Consider the following 24,541-nt stretch of genomic DNA (forward strand, 5'->3'; position numbering starts at 1 on the left):
TAATTTAACTTTTGTTCTACACTTGTAGTTCAGACAAAATATCTTCTGCTGATAGTACTAATTTTGCCCCTTGCTGGATTAGTCTATTTGTTCCTCCTGAGAGTTCATCAAAGATACTTCCCGGAAGAACGAGGATATCTCTCCCTTCTTCTAATGCATAGTCCGTTGTGATAAGAGTACCACTTCTTTCTTTTGCTTGTGTAACGAGCACTGCATTTGATAAACCGCTTATAATTCTATTTCTTAATGGAAAATGCCACTTTTGTGGTCTTGTATTTGGAGGGAATTCAGAAACGAGGAGTTGATTATGCATCATATAAGAGGCAAGGGACTCATTTTCTTTAGGGTAAATAAAATCAAAACCTCCCCCTATTACACCTATCGTATTACCTTTGAATGAAATTGTAAGCTTATGTGCCACTGTGTCAGCACCTTTTGCCATTCCGCTGACAATTGTAATATCTTTATTAACTAGACTCGGGATAAACTTAAGAAGTGCTTTTTCTGTATAGTCATTCGCTCCTCTAGACCCGATTATAGCCATTTTTTTGTTATCAAGTAATCTACCATTTCCTTTTAAAAACAGTATGTGCGGCGGGTCATATACTTCTTTTAGAAGACTCGGGTAATTCTTATCTTCCACTGATATCCATTTAATATTCTTTTGCTCATAATCGCTTAACAAGCTTGTACTATCAATTTGGTGAAGATCGCGATAAAACTTAGAGAAATTTTGATTTGAAAGATGGAGAATGGTCTGCAGTTCTTTTGGAGATAAGTCGAAGACATCTGAAAGTTGAGGAAGTGTATAACGAAGAGAAGAAATGCCTTTCCATCCTACCCCTTTGCAATGCTTTAAATGAAATAAAACAAGCCTATTTTCTTTCATAAACTCCTCCTAAATTTTACTTTATTAGTAGGGAAAGGTTAAAGAAAATGTCAGGCGCCTACCCGTAAAATATACTTTACATTGACGGTATTGAAAGGAGCCTGACACTAATGTTCTACTTAAACTTAATGTGTTTTACATTTTTCGTATAATCCTTTTTCTTTAAGGACTTTAATTAACGTTTCACCCATAACAGATGGAGTATCCGCTACTTCGATGCCACATTCATTCATTACTTTAATTTTTTCATCAGCAGTACCTTTACCGCCAGAGATGATTGCACCAGCGTGACCCATACGTTTCCCTGGAGGTGCAGTACGTCCGCCAATAAATCCGACAACAGGCTTTTTCATGTTTTCTTTCACCCATTGCGCTGCTTCCTCTTCCGCTGTACCACCGATTTCACCAATCATAATGACAGCTTCTGTTTCAGCATCTTCATTAAATGCTTTTAATACATCAATAAAGTCCGTACCATTTACTGGGTCTCCACCAATACCAACAGCAGTTGTTTGACCGATACCTGCTTGCGATAGCTGATGAACAGCCTCATATGTTAATGTACCAGAACGAGACACAACTCCTACATGGCCTTTTGTATGGATATATCCAGGCATGATACCAATTTTACATTCTTCTGGAGTGATAACCCCTGGACAGTTTGGTCCGACAAGACGAGTGTTCTTCCCTTCCATATAACGCTTAACCTTAACCATGTCTAAAACAGGAATATGTTCCGTAATACAAATTGCCATATCTAGCTCAGCATCTACTGCTTCTAAAATCGCATCAGCTGCAAAAGGTGCTGGTACATAAATTACAGATACATTTGCACCAGTTGCACGTTTTGCATCTTCCACAGTATTAAATACAGGCACACCTTCTACTTCTGTACCGCCTTTTCCTGGTGTTACTCCAGCAACAATTTTCGTGCCGTATTCAAGCATTTGTTTCGTATGGAAAAGAGCTGTTGAACCAGTGATACCTTGAACAACAACTTTCGTATCTTTATTGATAAATACGCTCATTTTTGTCCCCTACCTTTCTTAGCCTACTTGCTCTACGATTTTTTGTGCGCCATCTGCCATAGATTCTGCAGCAATAATATTTAGACCAGATTCATTTAAAATTTTCTTACCTAAATCTACATTTGTACCTTCTAAACGAACAACTAAAGGTACTTCTAATCCAATTTGTTTTGCTGCTTCTACAACACCTTCTGCAATAACGTCACATTTCATAATGCCACCGAAAATATTAACGAAAATTCCTTTTACATCCTCATCGGAAAGGATAATTTTAAATGCCTCTGTTACTTTCTCTGCTGTTGCGCCGCCCCCAACATCAAGAAAGTTTGCTGGGTCTCCGCCATAGTGTTTAATGATGTCCATCGTTGCCATCGCAAGCCCCGCACCATTAACCATACAGCCGATATTTCCATCAAGAGAAATATAACTTAAATCATATTTTGATGCCTCAATTTCTTTTGCATCCTCTTCATCTAAATCACGATATTCTAAGATATCTTTTTGTTTATAAAGAGCGTTCGAATCAAAGTTCAATTTTGCATCAAGAGCCATAACATTTCCATCACCCGTTACAACAAGTGGGTTGATTTCTGCGATAGAACAATCTTTTTGCACGTATACGTTGTAAAGACCAAGCATAAATTTAGCTGCTTTTCCAACAAGTTCATTTGGAATATTAATATTGAATGCAATGCGTCGAGCTTGGAAACCTGTAAGTCCGACAACAGGATCAATATACTCTTTAAAGATTTTTTCTGGTGTTTTCTCTGCAACCTCTTCTATTTCTGTTCCGCCTTCTTCAGAAGCCATAAGAACCACTTGAGAAGTCGCACGATCCAGAACAAGGCCTACATAATATTCCTTCTTGATATCGCATCCTTCTTCGATAAGTAAGCGCTTAACTTCCTTGCCTTCGGGACCTGTTTGATGTGTAACTAATGTTTTTCCAATTAATTCTTCTGCATATGTACGAACCTCATCTAAGCTTTTTGCGATTTTTACGCCGCCGGCTTTTCCGCGTCCACCTGCATGGATTTGTGCTTTCACGACATAAACGCTAGAATTTAAAGTTTTAGCTGCTTCTACCGCTTCGTCTGGAGTAAAAGCTACTCTTCCATTTGGTACTGATACCCCGTAATTTCTGAGGATTTCTTTACCTTGATACTCATGGATATTCATTTTCCATCCTCCTATCAACCATTTAAAAAAAATAGACTGCGTTTTCATTGTATTAAATGAAAGTATATATGTCTACCATTATAGTGAAAATATTATATTAATTATAAAATTCGGACTCTTTATCATTGAAATTGCTTACTATCTACCACTTATACTAAAAAAACTATTATCGTTAAAAAGTATTAAATACAAATAGGGATCACATATAAAATGCAATCCTCCGTCCCGTATTCCCTATTTACTTCTTTTTTGCAAGTTCATTATCAACTTGATAAATAAACGCAAAAACTTCCGCTACAGCCGCATACAATTCTTCCGGTATAGATTCATGAATATCTAATTTACCAAGTAATGCTAGCAGGCTCGCATCTTCTTGAACTGGAATATGATGCTCATTTGCCTTCTGCAAAATATTTTCGGCAATGACACCCTTTCCTTTAGCAAGTACCTTTGGTGCAGTTTGTTTTTCCTTGTCATAACTTAATGCTACCGCTTGTTTTCTATTATTTTTTTCGTTCATATTTTCAAATCTACCCCTGAATAAGATACTGATTCATCGCTTGTTACTAAGTGTCTCGTTAGTTGTTCTTTTTCAATTGGTTTCTTAAAAACGACTGACGAAAGTTGATAATCTACTTTCTCCAAGTTTGCTTTTAAAACAGGAAGTGCTGCTGCCGCTATATCTTTTAATTCTTCCCGTTCATTCCAGATATTTATAGAGATAATCCTGTTTTGAACTTGCATATCTATCAATGTTTCTTTTAATGTTTCTAGCTCTAGATAAAAAAGGATTCTACAATAATTACTATCAATTGTTCCATCCTTTTTCTCTTTTCCTTGCCACTGTATGGATACATCACTCTTATTTCCTAGTATAAAAAGCGGAAATTGTTGAACAATCGTCAGAACAGAAGAGTCCTGCTGGGAAAGAAGCGGTTGTGCATTTAATTTATAGAGTAGCTTGTCTGCAATATCTTTTATTTCTCCTGTCGGAAAATCCTTCGTCATCTGAATAAGGTAAAGCTTCAATGATTCTAACTGCTGCATTTCCCCGCTAGACTTAGAGAGTCTCGCTTCTAGGTTAACACCTAACGACTGGAAAATATCTTTTAAAACATGTGAAATCTCTTTTCCACCTAATGATTTTATCATTTCCGACTCTATTCTGTTATGAAGCTGTTGGAATAATTTACTTTCATTACCTTGTAGTGTCCCAGCCATCAATTTTTGAAGATGACTTTCATAATTCGTTGTGAGCGATCCTGTTCCTTTTATAAATCCTGATGAAAATAGCCGCGCAATAAAATCCGGTGTCGCTGATTGCTGCTTTGCTATCATTAGGAACGCATCTAATAGCTTTCTTACACTTGTCTCGTTTAGTTGGTACCCTTTTTTAAATGAACTCATTACTTCCTCAATTGTCGAAGAAAACATCGATGCAGCACTTTTGTTTATGAAGGTAGCATTTTGGGTGTCCTGAAGCAAAGAAAGTAATTGGCCGATTTTTTTATCACTAGATTGAGTTAGCGTAGATACAATTCCGCTTGCTAATTCTTTTTTTCCATTTGACATGTTTGCTGTATCAGGAAGTATTCCTAATGATTGAAGATTTTTTAGAGCTGCTAACCTAGTAGAAAAGGGCACACTCTCATCTAATAAAAGCATAGTGACTTTTGCTGCAAATTTTTCCGCGATAAGCGCATTTAATGGGTTATTGACATTTTTGATTGTCGCTAATACGCGAGATGCTACGGGATTATCCTCAAAACCTTTCAATTTTGTTGTAAGCTGTTCGAGAAGGTCCGTTAACGATTCTGGTGTTTTTCCTGCTAGTAATGATTGATAAATACCACTAGTGAATGGTATATCCTTTTGAACCATTCCTATTAAAACCCGTAATCCTAGTTGTTTATCATTTGTTTGAGTTAACCATTTTTGTGCTAAAACTAATTTATCTTTATCAATTGGCAACCCCATTTTTAACAACCTAGTAACAAGAGATTGCATATCCACAGATTTTGAAAGAGAGAAATGTTCTAGTAACTGTTGAACCATACTTTGCGATACGCTAGATTGTTGCGACCGTTGTGTTAACAATCTCAATTCTAAACTTCTCTCACTGTTCTCAATTTGAAACCAATACTTCCCACCAGCTTCAAGAGGTGTTTCTAGCTTTGCAATCATTTTTTTTCCTGCAATCGATACCTCTGCCATTCCCTCTCCTAAGTGTTTATGTACAGTAGCAAACACAACCGATCCATTTTGGAGCTTAAGAGATTTGGGAGTGTTTTGCTGTGAACTTTGGATTGGGTAGGCTCCTTGAATATGTCTCATAGGCTTCCTCCTATAAGTTTCCCTTTGATTCTGTTTAAAGTGAACACTAACCCCTGAAGCTTTTACTGCTAATAGCCTCAATTTATCGCTCAATAACGGGCGGTCCCCCCACTGATTGAAGTTTTATTTTATTTTATATAGAACATTTCGTACTGGAGCGAAGCTTTTCCTGTGTATTGGAGATGGTCCTATTTTTTCTAATCCTTGTAAATGTTCTTTCGTGCCATACCCCATGTTTCTAGAAAACCCATAACCTGGATATTTCCCTTCATATTGTTTCATTAGTCTATCACGAGAAACCTTTGCAACAATAGAAGCAGCAGCGATTGATATGCTTTTGGCATCACCCTTAATAATCGAGTTACTTGGGTAAGAGGTTTCTAGCTTCATCGCATCTATTAGCAAATAATCAGGATTCTCGTCTAAATTATTAACAGCAGCAAGCATTGCCTTTTTTGTTGCCTCATATATATTAACATTATCAATTTCCTTCGCATCTACAGAACCTATACCGACTGCAATAGCTTCTGTCATTATATATTCGTAATACTTCTCTCTATTAGCCTCAGTCAGCTTCTTACTATCATTAATTCCAGCTAGGTAAAAGTCTTCTGGTAAAATGACAGCGGCGGCAACAACAGGCCCTGCAAGTGGTCCTCTTCCAACTTCATCAATCCCCGCTATATGCGTAAATCCTGCACTTCTTAACTCCTGCTCGTATTTACTTATCTGTTTAAATTGATCTAGTTGTTCGGCCTCTATGCGTCTCTCCTTGTACCACTGTGCTATTAATTTCTGCACTCCTGTACGTTCATCATCTAAAAGAGATTGAAACATAGGATCCTGTTCATCTGTTATTGTATGTATAAAGTTTTTTATCTCACTGATTGTATTTTTGGTAGTAGACAATAATCGTTCACTCCTTACTCTATATATCGGTTGCTTTCCTTAAAAATTAAAGAGGCTGTTTAAAAAGAGTACTAGCTCTTCAAACAGCCTCCAAAATTAATTATGAGTGTGCTCCTCTATAAGGTCAAATGTAATAGGACCTAGTTGCACTCCTCTAATATCACGAACGATTACTTCCGAAGTTTTATCGTAATCTATTTCTCCACCAGCGACAAGGCAGCCTCTTTTCTTTCCGATACTATCAAAAAGCTCTACAACTTCTTCTGGAATGTTATCCACCTCGTATCTTTCTTTTAATCGATTAGGGTAGTGTTTTTCCAAAAACCTTAGTCCATAGACTGCAATGTCTTGTAAATTAAGTATCGTGTCTTTAATAGCTCCCGTTAAAGCTAATTTATAACCAATTTCTTGATCCTCGAATTTTGGCCATAAAATACCTGGTGTATCGAGCAGTTCCAATTCCTTTTCTACTTTAATCCACTGTTGGGCTTTTGTGACACCAGGTGTGTTTCCAGTTTTAGCAATGTTTTTTTTGGCAAGTCGATTAATAAGTGTAGACTTCCCTACATTAGGAATTCCTACTATCATTGCCCGAATTGCTCTTGGCCGCATCCCCTTCGCTTTCATGCGGTCAAATTTTTGCTTTAAAATCTCTTTACAGGAAGGAACAATCTCCTGTAACCCTTTACCGCCTTGTGCGTTAACTGCAATTGCTTTAATACCTTTGTCCTTAAAATAGAGAATCCATTGGTTTGTACGATTAGAATCAGCCATATCCGCTTTATTTAAAAGAACTAAACGCGGTTTTTGTCCAATAATTTCTTCTATCATAGGATTTCTAGAAGAAAGCGGAATTCTAGCATCAACTAATTCAATAATAATATCAACAAGCTTTAATTTTTCCGTAACTTGTCTACGAGCTTTAGCCATATGGCCAGGAAACCATTGTATAGTCATATGACCACCTCCAACAATCATTTTTCTATTATTCGACTAATCCTAAATCTTTAATTGGCCAGTATACGACATTAGTATCCCCAATTACTTCCTTAATATCGACTGTACCAATATGTCTGCTATCTTTACTAAAGCGGCGGTTATCACCCATAACAAATATTTCACCTTCTGGTACAGTTTCTTTCCCTGTTACATCCAAGAGCGTAAAATCTTCTGTTAACGGACCATCATTTAATTGTTGTTTATACTCTTCTAAATACGGTTCTTTATACGCCTTTCCATTTACATAAAGCGTATCATTTTTGTATTCAATTTTATCTCCCGGAAGCCCTATTACCCTTTTGATAAAATCCTTTTCTTCTGGAGCATGAAACACAACAATATCAAAACGGTCAGGACTCCCCACACTATAACTTAATTTATTAACAATCATTCTGTCACCATTATGTAACGTCGGCATCATCGACAGTCCGTCAACAACGATTGGAGCAAATAAAAAATATCGGATTATGGCTGCAAGTCCTACTGCAATTAACAAAGCTTTTAGCCATTCCCACCATTCTTTTTTCTCTTTTGCCAAACCTCTCCACCACCCTGATAAAATTCATAAACTTCTTTACTCTATTTTACAAGAAAACTTCTAGCTATACACTAAAAATTGCTAAAACTATTATTTTGTGAAGACTGTTTGATTAATTATGTAAATAAAGTGAAACTTCAATCAGCGGGGTCCCCACTGATTGTTAGTTGAACCAATCGGGCGTTTACGGACAGTTTGTCCGCCACCTATGCTTCTCCGATTCCTCAAGCCTTAGGGTGGGGGCTTACTAACCGTTAGCGCGGGATAAAGTGAAACTTCAATCAGTAGAGTAAAATAAAAAAAGGAAAGGAGCTTGAAAACAAGCTCCTTTTCCTGACGTTACAATTATCGAATTTCTTTAATACGAGCCGCTTTACCACGTAGGTTACGTAGGTAGTAAAGTTTCGCACGACGTACTTTACCACGACGAACTACTTCTAGTTTCGCGATTTTTGGTGTGTGTACTGGGAAAGTACGTTCAACACCAACACCGTAAGAAATTTTACGAACTGTAAATGTTTCGCTAATACCGCCACCACGACGTTTGATTACTACACCTTCGAAAACCTGAATACGTTCACGAGTACCCTCAACGATGTTAACGTGTACACGTACAGTATCTCCAGGACGGAAAGATGGTAGATCAGAGCGAAGTTGTTCTTTAGTAATTTCTTCGATTAATTTGTGCATCTTATTCAACTCCTTCCAACGGATGCTCTTACAAAAGCGATATATTGCAGCGGAACATCCAGATCACGCTACCTAAGAGATAACCTCCTAAGTCACAAAGACTATAATATCACAGCTAATAAAACGTTTCAAGAGTTTATTAAGATTTTCTCCACTCTTCTAACCATTTTTTTTGTTGATCAGATAGTGGATAATCTTTTAGTAAATCAGGCCTTCTTTCGAATGTCCTTTTTAAACTCTGCTTTTCTCTCCATTCATTAATATGCTTATGATTCCCTGATGTCAACGCTTCTGGAACCGTCATCCCTCTAAAATCAGCTGGTCTAGTATAGTGAGGGTGTTCTAATAGGCCTGAGGAGAACGAATCTTTAATAGGCGAATCTTCATTCCCAAGTACACCAGGCAATAGTCTCACAACACTATCTATTACAACCATTGCTCCTAGTTCTCCACCGGTTAATACGTAATCCCCAATGGATATCTCATCCGTTATAACATGCTCTCGGATTCGTTCGTCATACCCTTCATAATGGCCACATATAAAGATAAGATGTTCCTCTTGTGCTAGTTGTTCTGCTTTTTTTTGTGTATAGCGCTCACCTTGGGGACATAGTAGGACAACACGTGGTTTTTTTTCCTTTTCTATGGATAATGCCTCAATAGCATCAAAAATCGGCTGTGGCTTTAATACCATCCCTGCACCGCCGCCATATGGATAGTCATCTACCTGACCGTGTTTATTGTCTGCATACTCACGAAAATTGACAACATTATACGTAACGGCTTGTTTCTCAGCTGCTTTTTTTAAGATTGATTCACCGAATACCCCTTGAAACATTCCAGGAAATAAGGAAAGTACGTCAATTTTCAGCATTATAACAAACCTTCCATCGGTTCAATCAGTATTTTCTTCTCTTCTATATTTATCTCTTTTACGACATCTTCAATATAAGGAATTAAAATTTCTTTCCCCTTACTGCCCTTAATGACCCAGACGTCATTTGCTCCTGGAGTTAATATTTCTTTTATGTTTCCTAGTTCTTCTCCACTCACCGTATAAACTGTGCAGCCAACTATTTCATGAAAGTAATATTCCCCTTCGCGCAAATCTGTTAGCTGATCCTCTGTTACTTTTAATATTCCGTCTTTAAATTTTTCCACATCACTAATATTTGTATAGTTTTCAAATGTAAGAAGATCAAAGTTTTTATGTTTTCGGTGACTTCCAACCACTAACGAAATAGGTTCTTCCTGTTGAGAGAGAAAAAGATAAAGTGTTTTTCCCGGCTCATATCTCTCTTCCGGAAAATCCGTTCTTGAGATAACCTTGACTTCTCCCTTTACTCCATGAGTATTAACAATTTTCCCTACATTGAACCATTCTGCCACAACCATCACCTCTTATATTCAGCGTATTTCTTTTATAATTCCATCTTCAATAACAATTGTTTGTGATAAAGCTTTTTCCTCCCAATTGTCACCAACTTCTACATCAATCATACCTTGTACTTCGCTATCTCTTAACTCGCTCCCTACAGGTAATATGTGTAATTGTTCTAGTTGAAATTCTACTAGTTTAATTTTTTCCATTCGCTCATTCACTTCTTTTTCGAAGTGACTTGTTAGCTTTTGCGATGAATACTTTTTACCACGTTCTAGTTTTTTTAATTCAAATTGTAATTGATCACATTCTTTTTGCAACTGAAATTTTGTTCCTTCATAACGTTTCAATAAAGCTTCTTTGCTTTTTTCAGTAAGAATTTGCTTTACCACTACATTTTGAAGAATCTTCATACTCCCTACCCCCTATATTTATTTCCTTCACTTCACAAACATAAATCTCCCGGCAAGTGTCTGTTAACCTGTAGATGTGAATTAGGGAGTAAATAGAACCAAATATGTATAACACTTTTAACCTATAAAAAAAGGGAGGTTACCCCTCCCTGGTGTTTTCTATCAAAGAATGCACTGCTGTCAATGATAGTTATTCAACAATTTCTAAAAAGATTTTCTTCTGTTGTTTAGATCCTGCTGCAGCATAAACCACAGTTCGAATCGATTTAGCAACACGCCCCTGTTTGCCAATTACCTTACCCATGTCTTCTGAATGAACAGAAAGCTTGTACGTAATTGTACTTGCTCCTTCTTCCGTTTCAACCTCAACATGATCTGGATAATCAACTAGGGGCTTTACCATTGCAAGAATTAAATCTCTCATGTTAAACCGCAATTACTTGCTGTTTTTTGCATTGTGGAATTTTTCCATAATGCCTTGTTTAGAGAAAAGGTTACGAACTGTGTCAGATGGTTTTGCACCATTTTGTAACCATTTAAGTGCTAATTCTTCATCAATTTTAACTTCCGCTGGTTTTACAACTGGGTTGTATGTTCCAACTGTTTCGATTTGACGTCCATCACGTGGTGAACGAGAATCAGCTACTACGATACGATAGAAAGGAGATTTTTTTGCTCCCATACGTTTTAAGCGAATTTTTACTGCCATTTTAAAGCACCTCCGAATAGTTTCACACAAGTTAGTATAATATCAAATGTGTATTTTGTTTGTAAAGTGTTTTTTCTTAACAGTTCAATTTTTTTTGGAAAAACTGAACTTTTTTTTACATGAAAGGAAGTTTGAACCCTTTTTTCTTACCTTTTCCTTGCATGTTACTCATTTGTTTCATCATTTTTTTCATTTCTTCAAATTGCTTTAATAAACGGTTCACTTCCTGTATGGATGTCCCGCTTCCTCTAGCAATTCTTTTTTTGCGACCAGCATTAATTGTTTCCGGGTGAATTTTTTCATCCTTTGTCATGGACTGAATAATAGCCTCAACATGACTAATTTGCTTGTCGTCTACTTTAAGGTTATCTAAACCTTTCATTTTGTTTGCACCAGGCATCATTTTAATAAGCTCGTCTAGTGGCCCCATTTGCCGTACCTGTCCTAGTTGATCTAAGAAATCATCAAAAGTAAAGGACGCTGTACGCATTTTCTGCTCTAATTCTTTTGCTTTCTCTTCATCCACATTCGTTTGGGCTTTTTCAATGAGAGATAGTACATCCCCCATCCCAAGAATTCGGGAAGCCATACGTTCAGGATGAAACGCTTCTAGTGCATCCAATTTTTCACCCATACCGACAAACTTAATAGGTTTTTCCGTAACAGAACGAATGGATAGCGCAGCACCACCACGGGTATCACCGTCTAATTTTGTTAAGACAACCCCAGAAATCCCAAGAGTGTCATTAAAACTTTGGGCAACATTGACAGCATCTTGACCTGTCATTGCATCCACCACAAGGAAAATTTCATCAGGATTCGATAATTCCTTGATGTCTTTCAACTCTTCCATCAATTCTTCATCTACATGAAGTCGACCAGCTGTATCAATTAAAACATAGTCATGGTGCTCTTCTTTTGCTTTTTCAATACCTTGCTTGGCAATTTCAACAGGACTCACTTGATCACCTAGCGAAAAAACAGGCATATCTAGTTGTTTCCCTAATGTCTCAAGCTGTTTTATTGCTGCGGGACGATAAATATCAGCAGCTACTAAAAGTGGCTTACGATTATGCTTTTTTCGAAGCAAATTAGCAAGCTTCCCAGTTGTTGTCGTTTTACCTGCACCTTGCAATCCAACCATCATAATAACGGTTGGAGGCCTTTTCGCAACAGCAATCTGACTTTGTTCTCCACCCATTAACTCTGTCAATTCCTCTTTAACTACCTTAATGACTTGTTGACCAGGTGTTAAACTTTTCATTACTTCTTGTCCGACAGCACGTTCACTGACCTTTTTAATAAAACTTTTAACAACTCTAAAATTAACGTCTGCTTCTAAAAGAGCAAGACGTACTTCCCGCATCATTTCTTTTACATCCGCTTCAGAGATTTTCCCTTTGCCGCGGATTTTTTGTATAGTCCCTTGCAGTCGGTCGGCTAATCCTTCAAATGCCATATATGCCGCCTCCTAATCCAATATTTCAAGTGCTTTGATGAGTTCCAAACAATCTTTTTTAGAAAGTTGCTGTTTTTCAAAGCCTTCTTTAAGTTGATCTAGGATCACTTTACGCTCTTGAAATTTTTTCAATAATAAAAGCTTTTCCTCATATTCCTCCAGCATTGCCTCGGTACGTTTTATATTATCATAAACAGCTTGACGACTAATATCATACTCTTCGGCAATTTCCCCTAAAGAAAAATCGTCTAAGTAATAGAGGGACATATAACTGCTCTGCTTAGGAGTTAACAACGATTGGTAAAAATCGTAGAGATAATTCATACGGGTCGTTTTCTCCAGCATAGGAATCCCTCCCCTTGTTAAGTGAAAAACCTTTACATATGAAGAATACAGACTCCGCTCTGAAATGTCAAGTGTTGCGAGAGGATTTTTCGGGCATTTTTTAATATTTACATGAGTATTTTCTAAAACTGAAAACAGCTGGGCAGTTCACCTCAGCTGTTTCATCTATCGATTTATTCTTCTTCATCAACAAGAGTAGAAAATAATCCATACACATATTTTTCCGCGTCAAACTGCTGTAGGTCATCCATTTTTTCTCCAAGTCCAACATATTTAACTGGAATATCCAATTCATTACGAATGGCTAGCACAATTCCACCCTTTGCTGTTCCGTCAAGTTTTGTTAACACAATACCCGTTACATTCGTTGCTTCTTTGAATGTTTTCGCTTGTACCATTGCATTTTGTCCTGTTGTTGCATCTAGTACAAGCAGAACCTCATGCGGTGCACCAGGTACCTCACGTTCAATAACCCGTTTCACTTTCTCTAATTCTTTCATAAGATTGACTTTGTTTTGTAACCGTCCTGCAGTATCGCAAATTAGAATATCTGCCTTTTTCGCTTTAGCTGACTGAATAGCATCATACATAACTGCTGCTGGGTCTGAGCCAGCCGCTTGTTTCATAACAGGTACTCCTACACGTTCTCCCCAAACCTCTAATTGTTCAATAGCACCTGCGCGGAAAGTGTCTCCTGCAGCCAAAACGACACTTTTCCCTTCTTGTTTAAACAGGTGGGCCATCTTTCCAATTGTAGTCGTTTTCCCTACACCGTTCACCCCAACAAATAGAATGACAGAAAGTCCTTCTGATTGTATATTTAAATCACTACTTGCCCCTTCTTCTCCTTGATAGATTTCCACCAATTTTTCGGAAATAATGCTTTGTAGCTCCGTTGTTTCCTGTATATTGCGGCGTTTCACTTCCATTTTCAATTCATCAACCAATTCCATTACTGTATCAAAGCCAACGTCCGCACCTATTAAAATTTCTTCTAATTCTTCAAAAAACTCTTCATCTACTTTGCGGTACCTTGCGACAAGGTCATTCACTTTTGTAGAAAAGTTATCTCTTGTTTTACTTAAACCATCTTTAAACTTCTCTGTAACAGTATCTGTAGATTGAGTAAATTTATCTTTTAGTTTTTTAAAAAAGCTCATGTCTAACACCTCATTTTTAATCTTACACATCCCGACGACACCATCGCATGCATATAGGCGGATACGTTATTACCCGCCTATGCTTCTTGGATTTCACCAAACTCTTTAGGTGTGGTCTTGCCGCCCGTTATTGCGGGATGAATTTTTTCGTTTCTTCCAGCCTTACAGAAACCAGTTTTGATACGCCAGACTCCTGCATGGTAACACCGTAGAGAACGTGGGCTTCTTCCATTGTTCCTTTACGATGTGTGATGACAATAAACTGTGTGTCATTACTAAATTGTTTCAAATATTGACTAAAACGATGTACATTTGCCTCATCTAATGCCGCTTCTACCTCATCTAGTATGCAAAACGGAACAGGTCTAACCTTTAATATGGAGAAAAGAAGGGCAATTGCCGTTAGTGCTCTTTCCCCCCCAGATAATAATCCAAGGTTTTGAAGTTTTTTCCCGGGTGGCTGAGCTACAATATCCACCCCGGTATTGAGTAAATCTTCAGGATGAGTCAGTTTCAATTGTGCACGCCCGCCACCGAATAGTTCTTTAAAGACTTGCTCAAACTCTAGTTGAATACTTGTAAACGTTTGACCAAAACGTTTAACCATTTCAACATCCATTTCATTAATAACTTGAAATAGTGTATCTTTGGCTTCATTCAAATCTTCCTTTTGTTCAAGAAGAAATTCATAGCGTTCTGATACTCGTTCATACTCATCGATAGCACCTAGGTTAACCGTTCCAAGCTCTTCTAAAGCTAATTTAATGAGCTTTACTCCTTTTCTAGCTTCATCAATATCAATTGTAAGGGATGAAGTTTCTTTTGCTGCTTCAAAAGAGAGCATATACTCTTCTCGTAAATGATTCAAACGATTCTCAAGATCGACATCAAAACGATTGATTTTTACCTCTTCATCTTTCAATGCCTCTAACAAACCTTTATGCTGCCTCTTTAGTTCTTTTAATTCCAACTCTTCATCTTCAATAGACTGTTGGTATCTTAATCTTTCTTCTCTTCTGACAGATATTAGTTTAGTCGTTTTATCTTTCTCTGCAGCACAGTTTTTCGCTTCTTCTACTAACTGTTCTTCACCTGAAAAATTATCTTCCAATTCATTTTGAAGCCAATTTAAATCATCCTTGTAAACACTTTGGCGTTTAATACTTTCTTCAAGCTCTGCCGTTAATCGTTCCAATTGACCTCTGCTATTGACTAGCTGCTCATTTTTCGCTGCAAGCTCCGCTTTAAGGTCACTAATTTCTCCTGTTACCACGTCTTTTGATGTTCGATTGTCATTTTTTTGTTGTGTCAATTCTTCAATTTTTTCATTTAATTGTTGTAATTCAGTTTCATTTTTCGAAAGGATACTAGAAAGTTCTTTTTTCCTTTTCGTATGCTTTTCTTTAATAGAAGTAAAATCTGCCTTCTCCATATCATATAACGACAAATGTTCATCCATATTCTCTTGAGCTAGTTCATTTTCTCGCAACTTGGACTTTAGTTCTTGTTCACTTATGCGGAGATGCTCACCTTTCACCCGCATTTCTTCTAACTTTCTTTCACGGAAACTAACTTCCTCTTTTAATGCTTTTACATCTGTTTCAAGCTGCTTTGTCTGGCTTTCCATAACAGTTAATTTCTCTTTTAATTCCTCTAGTTCTCCTTTTCTTGAAAGGAGGGAATTCTTTTTCTGTTTCACTGTTCCCCCAGTCATCGAACCACCAGGATTCACAATATCTCCATCTAACGTAACTAGACGGTATCTAAACTGAACAAGTTTCGCTATTTCGTTAGCACCTTTTAAATCCTTTGTTATTATGACATTTCCAAGTAAATTAGCAGCAATTGGTTCGTATCGTGCATCATACTGAAGAAGATCGACTCCTATACCCACAAAAGATTCATGCTGATGTAGCATACTCTTTTGACTCTCAGATATATACCTGCCTTTAATAATGTTCATCGGTAAAAATGTTGCACGTCCAAATTGATTTCTTTTCAAATAAGAAATAGCTTTTCGTCCATGTTCTTCCGTTTCCACCACAACATGCTGCATAGCTGCACCTAATGCAGTTTCTATCGCCATTTCATATTGTTTCGGTACTTGGATAAGTTCTGCAACAGCTCCTTCAATTCCTTGGAGTGCTTCTCCTCTTGCTTTTAAAACCTCTTTTACTCCTTGGAAAAAGCCACTATAGTCCTCTTCCATTTCTTCTAGCATTTCTTTTCTTGATTTTCCCTGTTGCAAGTATTGATATGCTTGATATAATTTTTTTTCTTGTTTTTGATAGTTTGTTTTCGAAGAATCAAGTTTCTTTTGCTCTTCCCTATACCCAAAAACCTGTTGATTGATATCATCTTTAATCGCTTGCAATTTAACTGTCAGTTCTTTATATTCCGCTTGTAGTTCCGCTCGTTGGGTGACGTACTTAGCATTTTCCGAATGAAGTCTGTCATTTCGAGATGACTGTTGCTCCAACTGTTGATCAATAAGCTGAATTTCATTTTTAGCTGACGCTTGTTGATTAAGCACCTCAATATAATCGCCTTTTAATGACTCAATAAATTCCTCTATATCTTCATTGTAGTTTTTTAATTGGTTTTGTTTTTTTGTTAAATCACTTTTTAATTCCTTTACTTGTGATTCTATCGTTTGAAAATCAATTTGAGCCTTTTCTTTTTCCGCTTGAAGTTGCTTTATTTTTAGGGTAATTTCCTCTATATTTGTTTGCAGCTGCGCTTTATTTGTGGAGGAATTTTTCTTTCTTTCTTGAAGAACCTGTTTTCTACCTTCTAGTTTTTCAAGTTCTTCACTAGTAGAAAGAAGTACTTCTTGTAGCTGTGTGATGGACTCATCGAGAGCAGTAATTTTATCTCTCGTTTGTTCAAGTACCGCTTCACGCTTTTGAATATTAGAAGACAGTTCCATTTCCTCTTTGCCGTGCAATTCAAATTTTTCACTAAATATTTCCCACTGTTTATGTAATTCTTCAATTTCATGAACAGTTAATGCTACCTCGAATTTTTCAAGTTCTTCTTTTTTTTCTAAATAATCTTTTGCCATAGATGCCTGAATTTTTAAAGGTTCAACTTGTCCTTCTAACTCATGCAATATATCATTAACTCGGTTAAGATTTTCTTGTGTCTCGTCAAGCTTTGCTTCCGCCTTTTTCTTCCGTTTTTTATACTTTAGTACACCAGCTGCTTCTTCAAAGATAATTCTTCTCTCTTCAGGCTTGCTGTTTAAAATTTCTTCTACTTTTCCTTGGCTTATTATAGAGAAGGCCTCTTTACCTAACCCGGAATCAATAAACAACTCGATAATGTCTTTTAAACGGCAAGGTTGTTTATTTAGGAGGTACTCACTATCTCCTGAACGATACACCCGTCTTGTCACACTTATTTCACTATATTCAATCGGTAACGCCCCGTCTTGGTTATCTAATGTTAAAGTAACTTCAGCGATATTAAGCGGTTTCCTTGAATCACTACCAGCAAATATTACATCTTCCATCTTTGAACCTCTGAGAGACTTTGCTGATTGTTCACCAAGCACCCAGCGAACAGCATCAATAATATTACTCTTACCGCTTCCATTCGGCCCCACAACTGCTGTTACACCTGGAACAAACTCCACAGAAATTCGCTCTGCAAAAGATTTAAACCCCATTACATCTAGTCTTTTGAGGAACATTTTTCCTCCTCCTAATTTACATCTATCTTATGTTTTAGCTTTTCGAGTGCCATTTGGGCGGCATGTTGTTCTGCTTCTTTTTTGGAACGACCATTTCCTGTACCAAGTTCTTCTCCGTTTAAACAAACTCTTGATACAAACTCCCTACTATGAGCAGGTCCGCGTTCTTGAAGAATGCTATATTCAAGAACACCTATACTATCCCTTTGGACAAACTCCTGAAGCTGACTTTTGTAATCCATCACATGAGAAAAAGCACCGACGTTTATTTTAGGAAATACTACTCTCTCAAGTATAGAAATAACAGTATCCAGACCTTGGTCTAAGTAAAGTGCACCAATAAATGCTTCGAAAACATCTGCAAGTAACGCAGGACGTTCTCTACCACCTGTCATTTCTTCACCCTTTCCTAATAAAATTAATTCACCAAAATTCATTTCATGAGAAAACTTAACAAGAGATGGCTCACAGACAATCGCTGCACGGAGCTTTGTCAATTCCCCTTCACTCATTGTAGGATATTTATTATAGAGGAAGTTAGAAACTGTAAGTTCTAGGACCGCATCTCCTAAAAACTCTAATCTCTCATTATCTTCATATGGTTTACGACGATGCTCATTCACATAAGATGAATGTGTAAAAGCTTGTTTAAGCAATTTTTCATTTTGAAATGTTATTCCGTACGACACTTGAAACGCCTTGAATTTTTCGTCTACTTTTAATTTTTGTCTTCTATCATTTGATCTACTTTGCTTACGCATAAGGCCCTCCACCTTGTTTAAATGTTCTCTATATTCACTAGTCAAGTTTATGCTAAAAAAACGAAATTCGCAAAGGTTCTATCATAATTTGTTAATGCTAGGTCGTTTACGGACAGCCCTTTTAACACAAATAAACTTGGCAGAATTAGAAAACTCCGCCAAGTTTGATGAAAATAATGGAAATGGAATTGGCCGATATATAGTGTTTGGACATAGAGCGACCAACCCCTTTAACTGCCAACGATTAAGCGTTCGCTTTTATGTAGTTCACAGCATCACCTACTGTGCCAATTTTTTCAGCATCATCGTCAGAAATTTCCATGTCAAACTCATCTTCAAGCTCCATTACAAGCTCAACTACATCAAGAGAGTCAGCACCTAAATCTTCTTTAAAGGAAGCTTCAAGTGTTACTTGAGATTCATCAACACCAAGACGATCTATAATAATCTTTGTTACACGATCTACTACTTCTGCCATTTTTGTCACCTCCCCTCAAGTATTATAGAGCATTATAAAAGGATATGAAATCCTAATCTTTAATTTTTTTATAAAAGGCTTCGATTTTACATAATCTAAAAGAAAACTCTACATTACCATTCCGCCATCAACATGAATTGTTTGCCCTGTTATATATCGTGCATCATCAGAAGCAATGAAGGCAACTACCTTTGCAATGTCTTGTGGGTCGCCAAGAGTATTTAACGGAATTTGTTTCAGCATTTCATTCTTTATTTCATTAGATAGTTCGTCTGTCATATCCGTTGAAATAAATCCTGGGGCGATTGCATTTACCGTTATCCCACGTGGTGCAAGTTCTTTAGCAGTCGTTTTTGTCAAGCCGATAACACCGGACTTTGCCGCAACATAATTCGCTTGTCCAGGGTTCCCGCTTACACCAACAATCGAAGAAATATTAATGATTCTGCCGCTTCTTTGTTTCATCATTTGACGCGTAACAGCCTTCGTGCAAAGAAAAACGCCTTTTAGATTAATATTAATGACATCGTCCCATTCATTTTCCTTCATTCTCATTAATAGGTTATCTTTTGTGATTCCAGCATTATTAACCAGAATATCCAATGAACCGAAATGAGATACTGTTTCTTTCACCATACTTTGTACAGAATCACTATCACCAACGTTACATTGAATACTAATAGCATCGCGACCCAATGCCTTGATTTCGTCCACCACTTCGTTCGCTTTTGCTTCACTTCCTGCATAATTTACTACCACGTTACACCCTTGTTTTGCAAGGTCGAGTGCAATCGCTCGTCCGATTCCTCTTGAAGCACCCGTAACTAATGCAACTTTACCATTCATTCCCATTATGCATCCTCCTTCATAGCTTTAAGTTTAGCAATTGTCTCACTTAAGGACGCTTCGTCTTGAACAGAAAAGGTATTGACTCGTCTATTTACTTTTTTTATTAAACCTGAAAGTACTTTACCAGGTCCAACTTCTACGAATGTATCTACACCTAGCTCAAGCAACTTTTTCACCGTATCTTCCCATAATACTGGAGAATACAGCTGTTCGACAAGCAATCGTTTAATCTCTTCCGCTTCTGTAACAGGCGCAGCTGTCACATTCGCAATTACTGGAGAGGAGGCGTTATTAATGGTGATTTCATCTAATACACCTAAAAATTTATTTGCTGCAGGTTTCATTAGTTCTGAATGAAACGGTCCACTTACCTGCAAGGGAATTGCCCTTTTTGCGCCTTCCTCTTTTGCACGCCCCGAGGCTATCTCTACACCTTTGGCAGTTCCTGAGATAACAATCTGTCCCGGAGAATTTAAGTTAGCTAGTTGAACAGAATTACCTTCATTTGTAACAGACTCCGTGATAGCTTGCAGCACATCCCTATCCATTCCAAGAATAGCTGCCATTGTTCCTTCCCCTGCAGGAACTGCCTCTTCCATAAATTCTCCTCGTTTTCTTACCGCATAAACAGCATCTTCAAACGAAACAGCTCCGCTAGCAACAAGTGCAGAATACTCACCAAGACTGTGTCCAGCAGTATAATCTGGGTTAATCCCCTCTTCTAATAACCGTGCTAAAAAAGCAGAGCTTGTTGTCAATAGTGCTGGCTGAGCGTTTGTTGTAAGCGTTAATTCTTCTTGTGGCCCTTCAAAAATAACCTTTGAAAGTGCCGTACCCAATCGTTCATCTGCACGATTAAAATACGATTGTACCGTTTCATTCTGTTCTGCTGATTCTTTTCCCATCCCGACAGTTTGAGAACCTTGTCCAGGAAATACGAATGCTACTTTCCCCACATTTATCCCTCTCTTTCTTTTATTCACTTTAATCTATCCAAGAGTAGTCATTATGCAACTTGAATGTTGGCATTTTATAGCGTTCACTTAATTGCTCTTTTTATTGTGTTGGATACATCATTTTCAACCATCGTTTTAGCTTGACGGATTGCATTAAATAGTGCATTTTCATTGGATGATCCATGAGCTTTAATCACTGGTGCATTCAAGCCAAACAGCCCCGCACCACCGTACTCTGAATAATCAAGCATGTTTTTTAGATCTTTCAAATCATTTTTGATAAGTCCGGCAGCCATTTTCGTCTTAAAAGAAGACGTTAACGTTTTCTTGAGCATAGAAAAGATGGAGAGTGCTGTTCCTTCTATCGTTTTCAATACCATGTTCCCGGTAAAACCATCCGTAACAACTACATCAGCAGCTCCATCTAATAAATCACGAGACTCAACATTTCCTATAAAATGAATATTTGTATCGCTTAAAAGTCCAAATGTTTTTTTAGTAAGCTCATTTCCTTTTTTAGGTTCCGATCCTATATTTAAAAGCCCGACCTTCGGATTTTTGATTCCTCGTACTTTTTCAGCATAGATACTTCCCATTATTGCATATTGAACTAAGTGTTCTGACTTTGCATCAACATTAGCTCCCATGTCGAGCATAAGAAATCCTTTACCATCAAGTGTTGGGAGAGTCGGCGCTAATGCCGGACGCTCAATCCCTTCAATTCTACCGACAATAAAAAGACTTGCAGTCATTAGTGCGCCAGTATTACCCGCAGATATGCAAGCATCTGCCTTACCATCCGCCACTGATTGAGCCATTAATACCATGGAGGCATTCTTTTTTCTTCTCACTGCCCTAACCGGCTCATCTGTACCTGTTATCATTTCATCTGTATGTATTATATTTAACCGTTCCCTAGGGGTGATGTATTTGCTAATTTCAGCTTCATCCCCATATAAAAGGATTTCAATATCTTGAAATTCCTTTAACGCTTTATCTACTCCAAGGACTATCTCTTTTGGAGCATGATCTCCGCCCATAGCATCGACAGCTAATTTCATTCTACTTCATCCTTTGCTGCATTTTTCGAGCGATACATGTCAAATTCACCAGTAAATACATGTTCCCGACCGACATAACTCTTTACTTCTACCATTGTTCTATCATTATCCTCTTTAATATGCATCACTTTTGCCTTTGCTACTACTCGCTCTCCTTCCTTAACCGGTCGATTAAAGCGAATCGTCGATTTTGCTGTAAGTGCAAGTTCATCATTAATGACAGCTACAGCTAAGGAGTTCGCTTGTGCAAATAAATGATGTCCTCTAGCTATTCTATTTCGCTGAAAAACATGCTCTGCCTTTACGTCAAAAATAGAAATAGCACTTTTATCTAATTCAATATCTATTATTTCACCGATAATTTCCTCAATAGGAAGTGACTTTACTTCATCATCTAACCTTTTTTCTGCAACATTTTTTATACGTTCTCTTAGTTCAGGGATAGACAATTCCATTCTATCCAACCTAATTGTTTGGACACTAACGCCAAATCGTTCCGCTAACTCATCATCTGTAATAAATGGGGTTCCTTTAATTGTTTCTACTAATTTCTGTTGCCGTTCCTTTTTCGATGGTCTCATACATCACAACACCGTCCAGTATTAGTACTAGGTACTAATAGTAGTATATAATTAAAAAAAGCAGATTGCAAGACGAATCTTACAATCTGCTAGCTAATCAAGTTTCTCCCCTTTTAACACTCCTGTTGCCTGTAGGTATGCTCTTAAATGAGCAAAATCTTCCTCTTCCCAAAATGATGTAGATTCTACTAGTTTCTGGGCATCCGCTCTTGCCGTTTCGAGTGCACGATAATCATGAACCATATCAGCCACTTTAAATTCAGGAAGACCACTTTGTTTTTTACCGAAGAAGTCACCAGGACCTCTTAGTTCCAAATCCTTTTCACTTAAAACAAAACCATCATTTGTTTCTGTCATAATCTTCATTCTTTCTTTACCTATATCTGTTCTCGGCTCTGCTAGCAGGATACAGTAAGACTGTTCACTTCCACGTCCGACTCGTCCTCTTAGCTGATGTAATTGCGATAATCCAAATCGTTCCGCATCATAAATTAACATGAATGTTGCATTAGGGACGTTTACCCCTACTTCCACAACAGTAGTAGACACTAACACTTGAAGAGCATTATCACTAAACTCTCTCATCACTTCGTCCTTTTCATCTGGATGCAACCTTCCGTGCATAAGACCAACATGAAAACGTTCTCCAAAATGATGCACTAGTTGTGTATGAACATCAATCGCATTTTGAACATCGAGTTTATCTGACTCTTCAATTAACGGACAAATAACATAGGCTTGTCTACCGTTCGCTAATTCCTTTTCCATAAAGGAAAGAACCCTTGGTAGCATATCTGCTTTTGCCCAATAGGTTTCGATTGTTTTTCTTCCGGCCGGCATCTCATCAATAATGGACACATCCATCTCACCAAATACCGTTATTGCCAATGTACGTGGTATAGGAGTGGCAGTCATAAATAATACATCCGGACTCTCACCCTTTTCTCTTAGCACCCGTCTCTGCTCAACACCAAATCTATGTTGTTCATCCGTTATTACGAGCCCAAGTCGTTCAAATTGAACATCATCTTGAATGAGTGCATGCGTTCCAATTAAAATATCGATTTTCCCTTGCTTCAACTTTTCTAAAAGGAGTTTGCGTCTTTTCCCTTTAACAGAGCTTGTCAAAAGAGCGACCGTTAAACCAGCCGGTTCCAATAATTCACTAAGCGAGTTTGCATGCTGTTCTGCAAGAATCTCCGTCGGCACCATTAGCGCACCTTGATATCCAGCAGTTACACTAGAATAAAGGGAAATCGCTGCAACAACTGTTTTACCAGAGCCAACGTCTCCTTGAAGGAGCCGATTCATCCTGTACGGAGATTTCATGTCAGCGGAGATTTCATTCACAACCCGCTTTTGTGCATTGGTTAACGGAAACGGTAACGTTCCGATAAATTGTTTTACTTTCATTAAATCATAGTTTTGCTGTATCCCTTTAGAATGCTCTCTTTCTATTTTCCGAAGCATTTGCATCTTCAACTGAAATAGCAGAAACTCTTCATAAACAAACCTTCTTCTCGCCTGCTTCATATCCTCTGTAGACTCTGGAAAATGAAGATGATACAGTGCTTTTTGTCGATCTGCCAGTTTATACTTTTCCTTCAAAAAAGAAGGCAAGTTTTCTTGTTCGAAATCACCGTACTCTTCAAAAGCTTTTTTTATAAATTTTCGTAAAGTATTTACTGTCATAGACCCTTTCACTGAGTAGACAGGTTCGAAATCACCTTTTTTCGTTTGAGGACCTACTGAATATTTTTGGGCAGTGATGGTTTGTCGATTTTTATCCCATTTCCCCGCAACCGTAATTGTATCGTGAATATTTATTTTTTTCTTCAAGTAAGGTTGATTGAAGAAAGTTACTTGAATAAGATTTCTTCCCACTAATAATCGCAACGTAAGGCGTGATTTTTTCCTGCCATAAAACATGAGAGCAGGCTCTGAATGAACTTTCCCTTCTACTGTGACTCTTTCATCATGTTTTACTTCTTCTAAATCTTTGAGGCGGTTATCATCATAGCGGTACGGAAGATACTCCATCAAATCCAAAACAGTTGAAATACCCATCTCATTTAACTGTACTGCCGTTTCTTCTCCAATCCCCTTTATGTTTTGGACATCCATAGAA

The 24,541-nt window shown here is 37.6% G+C and carries 25 protein-coding genes; all 25 read right to left on the reverse strand.

Going from position 1 to position 24,541, the window contains the following annotated elements; translation table 11 throughout:
• Positions 1 to 16: 16 nt before the first annotated feature.
• The 25 genes from dprA to recG all read right to left on the reverse strand — a co-directional run bounded on the left by dprA (position 17) and on the right by recG (position 24,537).
• Positions 17 to 889 (reverse strand): DNA-processing protein DprA, encoded by an 873-nt coding sequence (gene dprA, locus ACFSUL_RS19070; protein ID WP_377937520.1) that lies wholly within the window; start codon positions 887 to 889, stop codon positions 17 to 19.
• Between the two features lie 125 nt (positions 890 to 1,014).
• On the reverse strand, positions 1,015 to 1,917 hold the full coding sequence (sucD, locus tag ACFSUL_RS19075; protein ID WP_071412839.1) for a succinate--CoA ligase subunit alpha: 903 nt from the start codon (positions 1,915 to 1,917) through the stop codon (positions 1,015 to 1,017).
• A gap of 18 nt (positions 1,918 to 1,935) precedes the next feature.
• A complete protein-coding gene (gene sucC, locus ACFSUL_RS19080) occupies positions 1,936 to 3,096 on the reverse strand; it encodes an ADP-forming succinate--CoA ligase subunit beta (RefSeq protein WP_071412840.1) in 1,161 nt (386 codons plus the stop codon).
• 238 nt (positions 3,097 to 3,334) lie between these two features.
• Positions 3,335 to 3,616: an EscU/YscU/HrcU family type III secretion system export apparatus switch protein gene (locus ACFSUL_RS19085; RefSeq protein ID WP_377937523.1), complete on the reverse strand. Its 282-nt coding sequence runs from the start codon at positions 3,614 to 3,616 to the stop codon at positions 3,335 to 3,337.
• Positions 3,613 to 5,430 carry a hypothetical protein gene (locus ACFSUL_RS19090; protein WP_377937525.1) on the reverse strand — a complete coding sequence of 606 codons (1,818 nt, stop codon included), beginning with the start codon at positions 5,428 to 5,430 and terminating at the stop codon, positions 3,613 to 3,615. The genes ACFSUL_RS19085 and ACFSUL_RS19090 overlap by 4 nt, the downstream gene beginning before the upstream one ends.
• Before the next feature lie 123 nt (positions 5,431 to 5,553).
• A complete protein-coding gene (locus ACFSUL_RS19095) occupies positions 5,554 to 6,339 on the reverse strand; it encodes a ribonuclease HII (protein WP_377937527.1) in 786 nt (261 codons plus the stop codon).
• Positions 6,340 to 6,435: 96 nt separating this feature from the next.
• Positions 6,436 to 7,296, reverse strand: coding sequence for a ribosome biogenesis GTPase YlqF (ylqF, locus tag ACFSUL_RS19100; protein ID WP_377937529.1), 861 nt, complete (start codon positions 7,294 to 7,296; stop codon positions 6,436 to 6,438).
• A 28-nt stretch (positions 7,297 to 7,324) separates the two neighbouring features.
• A complete protein-coding gene (gene lepB / locus ACFSUL_RS19105; RefSeq protein WP_071412845.1) occupies positions 7,325 to 7,876 on the reverse strand; it encodes a signal peptidase I in 552 nt (183 codons plus the stop codon).
• Between the two features lie 345 nt (positions 7,877 to 8,221).
• Positions 8,222 to 8,566 (reverse strand): 50S ribosomal protein L19, encoded by a 345-nt coding sequence (rplS, locus tag ACFSUL_RS19110; RefSeq protein ID WP_071412846.1) that lies wholly within the window; start codon positions 8,564 to 8,566, stop codon positions 8,222 to 8,224.
• Positions 8,567 to 8,705: 139 nt separating this feature from the next.
• Entirely contained in the window at positions 8,706 to 9,437 is a 732-nt protein-coding gene (gene trmD / locus ACFSUL_RS19115; RefSeq protein WP_377937782.1) for a tRNA (guanosine(37)-N1)-methyltransferase TrmD, read from the reverse strand.
• Positions 9,438 to 9,439: 2 nt separating this feature from the next.
• Entirely contained in the window at positions 9,440 to 9,955 is a 516-nt protein-coding gene (rimM, locus tag ACFSUL_RS19120) for a ribosome maturation factor RimM (protein ID WP_377937532.1), read from the reverse strand.
• 18 nt (positions 9,956 to 9,973) lie between these two features.
• Complete coding sequence (locus ACFSUL_RS19125) at positions 9,974 to 10,360, reverse strand: YlqD family protein (RefSeq protein ID WP_377937534.1); 387 nt, start codon at positions 10,358 to 10,360, stop codon at positions 9,974 to 9,976.
• 190 nt (positions 10,361 to 10,550) lie between these two features.
• The gene (locus ACFSUL_RS19130) at positions 10,551 to 10,784 is read right to left on the reverse strand and encodes a KH domain-containing protein (RefSeq protein WP_377937536.1); all 234 of its coding nucleotides are present in this window, start codon (positions 10,782 to 10,784) and stop codon (positions 10,551 to 10,553) included.
• A gap of 12 nt (positions 10,785 to 10,796) precedes the next feature.
• Positions 10,797 to 11,069, reverse strand: coding sequence for a 30S ribosomal protein S16 (rpsP, locus tag ACFSUL_RS19135; RefSeq protein ID WP_071412851.1), 273 nt, complete (start codon positions 11,067 to 11,069; stop codon positions 10,797 to 10,799).
• A 115-nt stretch (positions 11,070 to 11,184) separates the two neighbouring features.
• The gene (gene ffh, locus ACFSUL_RS19140) at positions 11,185 to 12,528 is read right to left on the reverse strand and encodes a signal recognition particle protein (RefSeq protein ID WP_377937539.1); all 1,344 of its coding nucleotides are present in this window, start codon (positions 12,526 to 12,528) and stop codon (positions 11,185 to 11,187) included.
• Positions 12,529 to 12,540: 12 nt separating this feature from the next.
• On the reverse strand, positions 12,541 to 12,873 hold the full coding sequence (locus ACFSUL_RS19145) for a putative DNA-binding protein (RefSeq protein WP_377937541.1): 333 nt from the start codon (positions 12,871 to 12,873) through the stop codon (positions 12,541 to 12,543).
• 173 nt (positions 12,874 to 13,046) lie between these two features.
• Positions 13,047 to 14,033 carry a signal recognition particle-docking protein FtsY gene (gene ftsY, locus ACFSUL_RS19150; protein WP_377937543.1) on the reverse strand — a complete coding sequence of 329 codons (987 nt, stop codon included), beginning with the start codon at positions 14,031 to 14,033 and terminating at the stop codon, positions 13,047 to 13,049.
• Positions 14,034 to 14,160: 127 nt separating this feature from the next.
• Entirely contained in the window at positions 14,161 to 17,727 is a 3,567-nt protein-coding gene (gene smc, locus ACFSUL_RS19155; RefSeq protein ID WP_377937545.1) for a chromosome segregation protein SMC, read from the reverse strand.
• An 11-nt stretch (positions 17,728 to 17,738) separates the two neighbouring features.
• Positions 17,739 to 18,488 (reverse strand): ribonuclease III, encoded by a 750-nt coding sequence (gene rnc, locus ACFSUL_RS19160; RefSeq protein ID WP_377937548.1) that lies wholly within the window; start codon positions 18,486 to 18,488, stop codon positions 17,739 to 17,741.
• 244 nt (positions 18,489 to 18,732) lie between these two features.
• Positions 18,733 to 18,966, reverse strand: a complete 234-nt coding sequence (gene acpP / locus ACFSUL_RS19165; protein WP_071412857.1) for an acyl carrier protein — start codon at positions 18,964 to 18,966, stop codon at positions 18,733 to 18,735.
• Positions 18,967 to 19,074: 108 nt separating this feature from the next.
• Positions 19,075 to 19,818 carry a 3-oxoacyl-[acyl-carrier-protein] reductase gene (fabG, locus tag ACFSUL_RS19170; protein WP_377937550.1) on the reverse strand — a complete coding sequence of 248 codons (744 nt, stop codon included), beginning with the start codon at positions 19,816 to 19,818 and terminating at the stop codon, positions 19,075 to 19,077.
• Positions 19,818 to 20,771 carry an ACP S-malonyltransferase gene (gene fabD / locus ACFSUL_RS19175; RefSeq protein WP_377937553.1) on the reverse strand — a complete coding sequence of 318 codons (954 nt, stop codon included), beginning with the start codon at positions 20,769 to 20,771 and terminating at the stop codon, positions 19,818 to 19,820. Before fabD ends, fabG begins: the two co-directional genes overlap by 1 nt.
• 83 nt (positions 20,772 to 20,854) lie before the next feature.
• A complete protein-coding gene (gene plsX / locus ACFSUL_RS19180; protein ID WP_377937555.1) occupies positions 20,855 to 21,832 on the reverse strand; it encodes a phosphate acyltransferase PlsX in 978 nt (325 codons plus the stop codon).
• Positions 21,829 to 22,413: a transcription factor FapR gene (gene fapR / locus ACFSUL_RS19185; RefSeq protein WP_377937557.1), complete on the reverse strand. Its 585-nt coding sequence runs from the start codon at positions 22,411 to 22,413 to the stop codon at positions 21,829 to 21,831. The genes plsX and fapR overlap by 4 nt, the downstream gene beginning before the upstream one ends.
• Before the next feature lie 93 nt (positions 22,414 to 22,506).
• On the reverse strand, positions 22,507 to 24,537 hold the full coding sequence (gene recG, locus ACFSUL_RS19190) for an ATP-dependent DNA helicase RecG (protein WP_377937784.1): 2,031 nt from the start codon (positions 24,535 to 24,537) through the stop codon (positions 22,507 to 22,509).
• Positions 24,538 to 24,541: the final 4 nt, after the last annotated feature.

Source organism: Bacillus seohaeanensis (genome assembly GCF_042684945.1).
In the GTDB taxonomy this organism is placed as follows: Bacteria; Bacillota; Bacilli; order Bacillales; family Bacillaceae_B; genus Rossellomorea; species Rossellomorea seohaeanensis.